Annotated in this window: 2 protein-coding genes; one reads left to right on the forward strand and one right to left on the reverse strand. The window is 61.4% G+C overall.

The annotated features are described in order from the left end of the window. Positions 1-142 precede the first annotated feature (142 nt). Positions 143-814, forward strand: coding sequence for a sugar transferase (locus tag D9599_RS31840; protein ID WP_198385102.1), 672 nt, complete (start codon positions 143-145; stop codon positions 812-814). A gap of 380 nt (positions 815-1,194) precedes the next feature. Here the strand turns inward: D9599_RS31840 and D9599_RS30540 are convergent, their stop codons facing one another. Then, on the reverse strand, positions 1,195-1,632 hold the full coding sequence (locus D9599_RS30540; protein ID WP_255531736.1) for a recombinase family protein: 438 nt from the start codon (positions 1,630-1,632) through the stop codon (positions 1,195-1,197). Positions 1,633-1,644: the final 12 nt, after the last annotated feature.

Consider the following 1,644-nt stretch of genomic DNA (forward strand, 5'->3'; position numbering starts at 1 on the left):
CGCCGTCGCAGCTGCGGTGATACGGAACAGTGACACCCCCTGCCACAAATCGTCCGAACACTGTTCGCGTGGACTGTGCAGCCGCTATCGTCCTGCTGTCTTGCACTCGGAAGGAGTTCGTACTCTCCCACTCATGGTGACGGTGACGCAGGCGATCTCTGCGGCAACAACTCCTTCGGTGCCGGACTGCAAGAGGCACTCACGGCAGGATGAGATAGTTTCGCAATGGTTTTTTATTAATTCATTCAAATTTTCGACTCAACGGCGCCTTGTTTGCAGTATCTACGCTTTCAGCGGCTCATCCAGCCCATGGACCAACGCAATGCCGCCCTCGCTAATGCTGAACCGCGATGCTCAGCGCCCTGAGCAGAGCCGTACTGGAAAGCTGCCTGACTGGGCCATCTACCAACGGGTTGCTGACTTGGTCGCCGGAGCGCTCATGCTCCTGCTGACGCTTCCTCTACTTGTGCTGACCGTTTTCGCCATCCGGCTGAGCGGTCCTGGTTCTCTGTTCCGCTCGGAGCTTTGTCTTGGGGCTGGTGGTCAGGTATTCGGTCTGCTGACCTTCCGCAATCCGATGGCTGCTTACAGCTCCACTCTGCCTCTGAAGCTCACAGCTTTAGAACGCCTTATTCATCTCACCCGAGTCGATCAGCTCCCCCTTCTATTCAACCTTATGCGAGGGGATTTGACCTTGGTCGGCCCCTGTCCGCAGGCGCTGAGCACGTCAGTGGCACCGGAGGCAGCCAGGTTTGGCGCCCACCTCAATTCGCGGCAAAAGCCGGGGCTAACTGGTTGGTACACCCACAACTGAGATCGGCCGTTTGGAGTGGTCGAACTGCACCTCAGCCGAACTCAGCCGGACATCACCAGACCAGCCGGGCGATGAGCCACCACAGGGCTGTGGAAAGGCTTACAACGACCAACCCCGCAGCCCTAACCGGCAAGCGCTCCTGTCTACTCCTCTCCGTCCTGGTCAGATGAGCAAGGAGAGGTGTCGCGACATCCTGCTCGCACGTGGCCGCGCCGCTCCGTACGGCAGTATTATTCTTGCTGGTCGCCAGAGCCATGTGACTTCCTCCGCGCCGACTGGGTCCACGTCACCTTGTGACTCAGATAGTAGGTTGTGCGGCCAAATAGTTTCGCAACCATGAAGTCGAAGAATTCGTTCCGCACAGCCCGATCGTCGGCGTATTAGATCCGTAAGGACCACGCCTCCCGGCAGCTCTGCTCCAGCCGTCTGATGACCCGCGCAACAGTCGTGTGGGTCCATACTGCTCCGCCCCGTGGCGTTGGTACGCTTCTCTCCGTCAGAGTCCGCGCGAGCCCCAGGTGCGTGGTGACCCCTTCAGTTCGAAGCGCTTCCACGCCTGAGGCAGGCCGGTGTGCGGTGCGGGCCGCCTCCTCCTGTCGCGCCTCTGCGGCCGCGGCGGTACAGGGTGGAGCGGGCGGCCTCCAGCCGCGATCTCCACCCAGCACCGCCCCCCTCGCCCGCGCTGCAGCCAACGCCGCTCGCGTACGCTCCGAGATGAACTCCCGATCCTTCTGCGCCATGGCGGCGTAGACCCGCACCATTAGGTCGTCGGCGCCCGGCTTGTCCGCGGCTCGGACGGAGATTTCTTTCTCGAGCAGCCCCGAGAGGGT

The organism is Roseomonas sp. KE2513, from assembly GCF_016107305.1.
GTDB lineage: Bacteria > Pseudomonadota > Alphaproteobacteria > Acetobacterales > Acetobacteraceae > Roseomonas.